This is a genomic window from Polaromonas sp. P1_G4, from assembly GCF_056405475.1.
Map to the genome: position 1 here is coordinate 1 of NZ_JBFUCA010000163.1, position 8,042 is coordinate 8,042.

8 protein-coding genes are annotated in these 8,042 nt (G+C 65.0%); 6 read left to right on the plus strand and 2 right to left on the minus strand.

Features of this window, described 5'->3' with window-relative positions:
* The 5 genes from thiC to thiE all read left to right on the plus strand — a co-directional run.
* Positions 1-1,349 (plus strand): phosphomethylpyrimidine synthase ThiC (gene thiC / locus AC1D1X_RS10225; protein WP_477698229.1); only part of this gene is annotated, 1,349 nt, incomplete at its 5' end.
* A 23-nt stretch (positions 1,350-1,372) separates the two neighbouring features.
* The gene (gene thiO / locus AC1D1X_RS10230) at positions 1,373-2,431 is read left to right on the plus strand and encodes a glycine oxidase ThiO (RefSeq protein WP_477670405.1); all 1,059 of its coding nucleotides are present in this window, start codon (positions 1,373-1,375) and stop codon (positions 2,429-2,431) included.
* Positions 2,432-2,436: 5 nt separating this feature from the next.
* Positions 2,437-2,652: a sulfur carrier protein ThiS gene (gene thiS / locus AC1D1X_RS10235; RefSeq protein ID WP_477670404.1), complete on the plus strand. Its 216-nt coding sequence runs from the start codon at positions 2,437-2,439 to the stop codon at positions 2,650-2,652.
* 132 nt (positions 2,653-2,784) lie between these two features.
* Positions 2,785-3,603 (plus strand): thiazole synthase, encoded by an 819-nt coding sequence (locus AC1D1X_RS10240; protein WP_477670403.1) that lies wholly within the window; start codon positions 2,785-2,787, stop codon positions 3,601-3,603.
* 11 nt (positions 3,604-3,614) lie between these two features.
* Positions 3,615-4,259: a thiamine phosphate synthase gene (thiE, locus tag AC1D1X_RS10245; protein ID WP_477670402.1), complete on the plus strand. Its 645-nt coding sequence runs from the start codon at positions 3,615-3,617 to the stop codon at positions 4,257-4,259.
* 57 nt (positions 4,260-4,316) lie between these two features.
* Here the strand turns inward: thiE and AC1D1X_RS10250 are convergent, their stop codons facing one another.
* Both AC1D1X_RS10250 and gstA read right to left on the minus strand, forming a co-directional pair.
* The gene (locus AC1D1X_RS10250) at positions 4,317-5,423 is read right to left on the minus strand and encodes an alkene reductase (protein ID WP_477670401.1); all 1,107 of its coding nucleotides are present in this window, start codon (positions 5,421-5,423) and stop codon (positions 4,317-4,319) included.
* A gap of 378 nt (positions 5,424-5,801) precedes the next feature.
* Positions 5,802-6,410: a glutathione transferase GstA gene (gstA, locus tag AC1D1X_RS10255; RefSeq protein ID WP_477670400.1), complete on the minus strand. Its 609-nt coding sequence runs from the start codon at positions 6,408-6,410 to the stop codon at positions 5,802-5,804.
* A gap of 118 nt (positions 6,411-6,528) precedes the next feature.
* On the opposite strand from gstA, the gene AC1D1X_RS10260 reads away from it, so the two are divergent.
* A complete protein-coding gene (locus AC1D1X_RS10260) occupies positions 6,529-7,935 on the plus strand; it encodes an AsmA family protein (protein ID WP_477670399.1) in 1,407 nt (468 codons plus the stop codon).
* Positions 7,936-8,042: the final 107 nt, after the last annotated feature.

Genomic DNA, 8,042 nt, shown 5'->3' on the forward strand with positions numbered 1-8,042 from the left:
TTCCGGAGCAGATCACGGCCGAGTTTGTGCGCGACGAAGTGGCGCGCGGCCGCGCCGTCATCCCGAACAACATCAACCACCCCGAGAGCGAACCGATGATCATCGGTCGCAACTTCCTGATCAAGGTCAATGCCAACATCGGCAACTCGGCGGTCACCTCGAGCATTGAGGAAGAAGTCGACAAGCTGGTCTGGTCGATTCGCTGGGGCGCAGACACCGTGATGGACTTGTCGACGGGTGAGAACATCCATGAAACGCGCGAATGGATTTTGCGCAACTCGCCGGTGCCCATCGGCACGGTGCCGATCTACCAGGCGCTGGAAAAAGTCAACGGCAAGGCCGAAGACCTGACCTGGGAAATCTTCCGCGACACGCTGATCGAGCAGGCGGAGCAGGGCGTTGACTACTTCACCATCCACGCCGGCGTGCGCCTGGCCTATGTGCCGCTCACGGCGAATCGCCTGACGGGCATCGTCTCGCGTGGCGGCTCCATCATGGCCAAGTGGTGTTTGTCGCATCACAAGGAAAGCTTTTTGTACGAACGCTTTGACGAGATCTGCGAGATCATGAAGGCGTATGACGTGTGCTTCTCGCTGGGTGATGGCTTGCGCCCCGGCTCGATTGCCGATGCGAACGACGAAGCGCAGTTTGCCGAGCTGCACACGCTGGGCGAGCTCACGCAGATCGCCTGGAAGCACGATGTGCAGGTGATGATTGAAGGCCCGGGCCACGTGCCGCTGCAGCTGGTGAAAGAAAACGTAGACAAGCAGCTTGAAGCTTGTTTTGAAGCGCCTTTCTACACGCTGGGCCCGCTGATCACCGACATCTCGCCGGGTTATGACCACATCTCTTCTGCCATGGGCGCAGCCAACATCGGCTGGTACGGCACGGCCATGCTGTGCTACGTGACGCCGAAAGAGCATTTGGGCCTGCCGAACCGCGACGATGTGAAGCAGGGCCTGATCGCCTACAAGATCGCCGCGCATGCGGGCGACCTGGCCAAGGGCTACCCGGGCGCGCAGATGTGGGACAACGCGGTGTCGAAAGCGCGCTTTGAGTTCCGCTGGGAAGACCAGTTCCGCCTGGCGATCGACCCCGACACGGCGATGGCTTATCACGACGAAACGCTGCCCAAAGAGAACGCCAAGGTGGCGCATTTCTGTTCGATGTGCGGGCCGAAGTTCTGCTCGATGAAAATCTCGCAGGAGGTGCGCGAGTTTGCCCGGCTTAACCCGGCCAGCACCACGCTGGCGCCGGCAGCCACGACAATTCCCATCAAGCAGATCGCCACCGGCTTTGAGGAAAAGGCCAAGGAGTTCCGCGAAGGCGGGAGCGAGATCTATTCCTGAGTTGTTTCGGAGCCGTCCCTGACATGAGCACTTTGCACATCGGTATTGCGGGCGCGGGCCTGGCCGGCCGCACGCTGGCCTGGCGCCTGCTGCGTGCAGGCTGCCGCGTCAGCCTGTTCGATGCGCGGGCGCGTGACGATCTGGCCACGGCCTCGATGACGGCGGCGGCCATGCTGTCGCCGCTGGCGGAACTGGCGGTGGCGGACGAGGCCGTGTTTGCCTTGGGCCAGCGCTCCATGCAGCTGTGGCCGGAGTGGATTGCAGAGTTGGAGGCTGAAGGCTTGCCGGTGTATTTCCGGCGCGAAGGTACGCTGGTGGTGGCCCATGCGCCCGACCAGAGTTCGCTGGAACATTTCACCCGCCTGCTGATGCACAAGCTGCCTGATGCGTCACGCGCGCAGGTACAGGCGCTTGATGCCGCTGCGCTGGGCCGTGCCGAGCCGGCATTTGCCGGGCGCTTTGGCGGTGGCTTGTTGCTGGAGGGCGAAGGCCAGCTGGCCAATGACCAGTGGATGGCCGCGCTGGCGGTGGAGATCGACAGGCTGGGCGGTACCTGGCTCGAAGGTCAGGCGGTCAACGCCGTGGAAGAGGGGCGCATCGTCTGCGCCGGGCAAACTCATCGTGTGGATATTGCGGTGGACGCACGCGGTGTGGGTGCGAAGGAAGGCTGGCCGCAGCTGCGCGGCGTGCGCGGCGAGGTGCTGACGGTGGAATGCGCCGGCGTGACGTTGCAGCGCCCGGTGCGTCTGATGCATCCGCGCTACCAGCTGTATGTGGCGCCACGGCCCGGCCACCGCTTTGTCGTCGGCGCGACCGAACTGGAGTCGGAAGACAGCGGGCCGGTGACCTTGCGCTCCACGCTCGAGCTCGCCAGTGCGCTGCACAGCCTGCACCCGGCGTTTGGCGAGGCCAGGGTGCTGCGCCTGGCGGCTGCGCTGCGGCCCGCGCTGGACGACCACCGGCCGGCGATTGCGCTGCGCAACGGTGTCTGGCATATCAATGGCTTGTACCGGCATGGTTATCTGTGTGCGCCCGCGCTGGTGGACGGGCTTGTCCATAAACTCCTGGGGTACGGAGAATGAATGACATGACGACGACAACATTGCAGATCTCTTTGAACGGCGAACGCATGGAAACCGATGCGTCAACCCTGCAGGCTTTGCTGCAGGCGCGGGGCTACGACTTCAAGAGCGCCTTTGCCTGCGCCATCAACAACGGGTTTGTGCCGCGGCCGCAGTGGCCGGAGCGTGCGCTGCAAGACGGCGACCGCGTCGACGTGGTCACGCCTATCACCGGAGGCTAGAAATGGCACACCCCCGTCGGATGCTCACTGCGTGTAGCACCTTCCCCCCTTGCAGGGGGCGACACCAGCGGCCTGGCGGAGCCAGTTCCGCGGCGTCTGCTGGCATCGCGATACTTTTGCGGAACGCTTGATATGACAACATCTGCGTTACCTTCTATTGCCCACGGCCAGCCCCTGACGGTCGGTGGCAAGACTTTGTCCAGCCGCTTCTTCCTTGGCACCTCGCATTACCCCTCGCCGCAAGTGATGAGCGATGCGGTGCGTGCCAGCGGGTGCGAAGTGCTGACGGTGGGCCTGCGCCGCCTGCAGCCGGAAAGCGGTGGCGGCAACAGCTTCTGGCAGCGCATCCAGGCGCTGGGTTGCCACATCCTGCCCAATACGGCGGGCTGCCACAGCGCCGAGGAAGCGATCACGCTGGCGCAGATGGCGCGCGAGATTTTTGGCACGACCTGGATCAAGCTGGAGGTGATCGGCGACGACTACACCTTGCAGCCCGATACGCACGCCACCCTGCACGCCGCAACGGTGCTGGCCAAAGAGGGCTTCGCCGTCTTTGCCTACACGACGGATGACCTGGTGATAGCCCAGCGCCTGCGCGACGCGGGCTGCGCGGCCGTGATGCCCTGGGCCGCGCCCATCGGCACGGGCCGCGGGCCGTTGAACCCTTATGCGCTGGAAACCATGCGCCGCCGCCTGCCCGATGCGGTGCTGGTGGTGGATGCCGGCATCGGCCGGCCTTCGCATGCCGCGGCGGTGATGGAGCTGGGCTTTGATGCGGTGCTGCTGAACACCGCGGTGGCGCAGGCCGGCGACCCGGTGCGTATGGCGCGGGCGTTTGCCGACGGCGTGGCTGCCGGCCGCGCCGCCTATGAGTCAACCCCCATGCCGGAGCGCGCGGCCGCGCAGGCTTCCACGCCGACGGTCGGCGTACCCTTCTGGCACGCACCCTGACTGGACTTCCGATGAAAACACCCGCCTTTGCCCCATTGACCGGCCCGATTGGTTTTTACCCTGTGGTGCCCGATGCGGCCTGGATCAAACGTCTGCTGGGCTGGGGCGTGCGCACTGTCCAGCTGCGCATCAAGGCGGCGGACCACACGCCGGGGGAAATTGCTGCCGAAGTACAGGCGGCGATTGAAGCAGGGCGCGGCATCAAGGGCGCGCAGGTTTTCATCAACGACCACTGGAAGCTGGCGCTGGATTTCGGCGCCTACGGGGTGCACCTGGGCCAGGAAGACCTGGACACGGCCAACCTGGATGCGCTGCGCACCGGCGGTGTGCGGCTGGGCCTGAGCACCCACACACCGGCTGAACTTGTGCGCGCGCATGCGGTGCAGCCGTCTTACCTGGCCATCGGCCCTGTCTACCCGACGACGCTCAAGGTCATGCCTTATGAGCCGGTGGGGCTGGAGCAGCTGCGCGACTGGGCCCTGCGGGCCTCGCCCTACCCGGTGGTGGCGATAGGCGGCATCTCGCTGGACCGCATCGCCGGCGTGATGGACTGCGGCGTGGGCGGTGTGGCTGTGGTGAGCGCGGTGACGCTGGCCGCCGACCCGCAGGAAGCCGCGCTGCACGGCCTGCGCCTGGCGGCACCGAACCGGGCCTAGATCGGGTTCATGGATGAAAAGGCCCGTTCAGGCAATCTGAACGGGCGCGAGAAGCTATTAATTTGATAGCGCTGGATAGTCTGTGTAGCCCTTTTCGCGGCCGCCGTAGAAGGTGGCCTTGTCGGGGATATTGAGCGGTGCGCCAGCGCGCAGCCGCTCCACCAGGTCCGGGTTGGCTATGTAGGGCTTGCCGAAGGCGACCAGGTCGGCGCCGTTGGCGACAGCTTTTTCAGCCAGGGCCTGGTCGTAGCCGTTGTTGACCATCCATGCGCCCTTGCCGCCGGCCTGACGGTAGGCGGCCTTGAGTGCCTTGTAGTCGAACGGGCGGTCGTCGATTTCGCGCGGGCCGCCGGTGGCGCCTTCGATGATGTGGATGTAGGCGAGATTGAGTGTGGCAAGCTGCTTGACCACGTAGTCAAACAGCGGCTGCGGGTTGCTGTCATGCACGTCGTTGGCGGGTGTGACGGGCGACAGGCGAATGCCGGTTTTGCCGCCGCCTACCGCGTCCGTGACAGCTCGCGTGATTTCCAGCAGCAGGCGGGCGCGGTTTTCGATGCTGCCGCCGTAGTCGTCGGTGCGCTTGTTGCTGCCGTCTTTGAGGAACTGGTCGAGCAGGTAGCCGTTGGCGCCGTGGATCTCGACGCCGTCAAAACCGGCCGTCTCGACGGCGTTACGCGCCGCTGCCGCAAAGGTGTGCACGATGCCAGGGATTTCTGCTGCCGTGAGCGCGCGCGGTTCAGAGGTTTCAACAAAGGTCGGCACGCCGTCCTCGATCAGCACCGTCTTGGTCTTGGCGGTGATGGCCGAAGGCGCGACCGGCTTGCCGCCCTCAGGCTGCAGCTTGGTGTGCGACACACGGCCCACATGCCAGAGCTGCACAACGATCTTGCCCCCCTTGGCATGTACTGCACGGGTCACTTCCTTCCAGGCGTCGAGCTGCTCGCTGCCGTACAGGCCCGGCACGTCGGCATAGCCCTGGCCCTGATGGCTGACGGCCGTGGCCTCGGTGATCAGCAGCCCGGCGCTGGCGCGCTGGCCGTAGTAAATCTGCGCGATGTCAGTCGGGATGGCGTTGGGTGAGCGGTTGCGTGTGAGCGGCGCCATCACGATGCGGTTGGCAAGGGCCAGGTCACCGGCTTTGTTGGAGTCGAATAGGGTGGGCATGAAGAGATCCTGAATGGAGGCTTGAATGAAAACAGGGCCAGTTTGGCCCTGTTTCGATTGGCTTGCCCAACACGGGTTGCTTGAATCGTGCTATTGCAACTACTTGTCCCCGCTTCCGATTCCGCTCGCCCCTTGTGGATGCGCCGAGGAGCGGAGGGCCAGACGGATCAGGGCAAAAACTTGTCTGAGCGAAGCGAGTTGTTTTTGACCCCGGCTGGACCGAGCACCGCAGGTTGCCCGCAGCGAAGCGGAGGGACGCAGGAACCAGGGTCACCTTTTCTTTGCTTACTTTCTTTTGGCGAAGCAAAAGAAAGTGAGTTGCCGCCGGCAACCCCGGCCCCGGAACGCAAACTGCGATCAGCGTCCGGGAGGCGTCACTTATTTCAGCAATCCCTCATGCTTCATCGCCGCCTGAACAGAGGGGCGTGCCGCCACACGCTCACGAAACGCAGCAATGTTCGCAAACCCCGAAATATCCACCCCCACCCGCGGTGCCCAGTTGGTCACAGTGAAGAGGTAAGGATCAGCCACGCTGAAGGCATCGCCCATCAGGTATTGCTTGCCGGCAAGCTGGCTGTCCACCCACTTGAAGCGCGACAGCAGCTTGTCGATGACGATAGTCTTGTAGTCGGCCGGTGTGGCGGCATTGAACAGCGGGCTGAAGCCCTTGTGCAGTTCGGTGCCGACAAAAGTCAGCCACGACTGCAGCTTGTAGCGCTCCAGCGTGCCGTTGGCGGGTGCGAGTTTCTTCTCCGGCACCTGGTCGGCGATGTACTGCACGATGGCCGGGCCTTCGGCGATGCGCGTGCCGTCGTCCAGCTCCAGCAGCGGGACATAACCCAGCGGGTTGATGGTGTAGTAGTCGGTGCCGTCTTCCAGCTGGTGGGTTTTGGTGGGCGCCAGCACATGCTCGAACTTCAGGCCCGACTCGTGCAGCGTGATGTGGGGTGACAGGGAGCAGGTGCCGGGGGAGTAGTAAAGTTTCATGGTGTCTTGTCCTTTGTGGGGTAGCAAAGTGCGGCGGGAGTGTGGCGGGAATGTCGCACAGCCCCTGATGCTAGCCGGAACGGCGGATTATTGCTGGCCGGCGCGCCACAATAGCCGCATGGCAAAACTTTTCAAATGGCTGGTGTTCCTGGCCCTCGGCTTGATGGTGCTTCTGGCCGTGGTGGCCTACACCTTGCACCGCTGGGTCAGCACGGACGACTTCCGCCAGCGCGTTGAGCGGGAGGCGTCGGCCGCGCTGGGCGTTCCCATGACCCTGGACCGGGTGGCGGTGGACATCTGGCCTTTGCCCGCTGTGGCGCTGAGCGGCATTTCCGTGCAAAGCAAGCCGCCGCTGACGCTGGAGCGCGTGGAAGTGCGGCCCGAGTGGCGCCCGCTGTTGCAGGGGCGCCTGGAAGTGGCCACCCTGCGGGTGCGCCGGGCGGTGTTGCCGCAGCAGGGCATTGATGCGCTGCTCCTGTTGCTGCAAAAGAAGAAGCAGGCCGCGCCCGCCAAGCCGGGTGCGCCGGCATCTGCAGCCAACACGGGCCCGGAAATGAACCGGCTTGACTGGTTGCCGCGCCGCACGGTGCTGGACGACGTCACCTGGGTGAACACCACCGGCGCACGTACCACGGTCAAGGGCGAGGCCAGCCTGGGCGCCGACGGCCTGCCGGAGAACGCTTCGCTCAAATTGACAGAAGGCAACCTTCAGGGCCTGGAAGCAACGCTGCAACGCGTGGAAGCGCAAGCCGGCGAGGCCGGCGGTGCCGCCCAGTGGGATTTGCTTGTGAAGGTGGGCGGCGGCAAGCTGGAAGGCCGCCTGGGCCTGCAGCGCGGTTTTGTGGCGGCCGCAGCAGCAACGGCAGCCGCCAAGCCGGGCGCGAAGGCGCAGCCGGTGGCGCGCTCGGCGGAAGAACTGGTGCTGCAGGGGCAACTGAAAACCAGCGGTGTCGAGGTGTCTGCGCTGACGGCGCCCGCCAAGGCCCTGACCGGCCAGCTTGACGCCACGACCACGCTCAATGCGCGCGCTGCCACCACGGCTGCGCTGGTGGATGCGCTGCAGAGCCACACCACCTTCACGGTGCGCGATGCGGTGGTGAACGGGCTGGACCTGGCCAAGGCGGTCAAAACGGTGGGGCTGAGCCGTGGTGGCCAGACCCGGCTGGATACCTTGGCCGGGCAGGTCAGCACCCTGGGGCGGTCGGCGCAGCTGACCAACCTGGTGGCGAGCTCCGGGGCCTTGAGCGCCACCGGCAATGTGGCGGTCTCGTCCGCCAAGGCCCTGAGCGGGCAGGTCAGTGTGACCCTGGCCGGCGACAGCAAGATCGGCAGTGCCATTGGTGGCGCTGTGGGTGTGCCGCTGGTGGTGGGCGGTACGCTGGACAACCCGGAAGTCACGCTGTCGCGTGCGGCGCTGCTGGGGGCCGCCATCGGCACCGTGCTGTTGCCTGGCGTGGGTACCGGGGCCGGCGCTGGTGTGGGCGAAAAGGTCGGTAAAAGCCTGCGCGGCATCTTTGGCAAATAAGCCGGACGCCTTCCCGGTTGGTGCGTCAATGAGCGCTTACTTGCCCTTAAAGCCTTGGCGGTTCTGAAGTTGCGCTGAGCTGCGCCCTTGTCCTACAGGGCCATGCG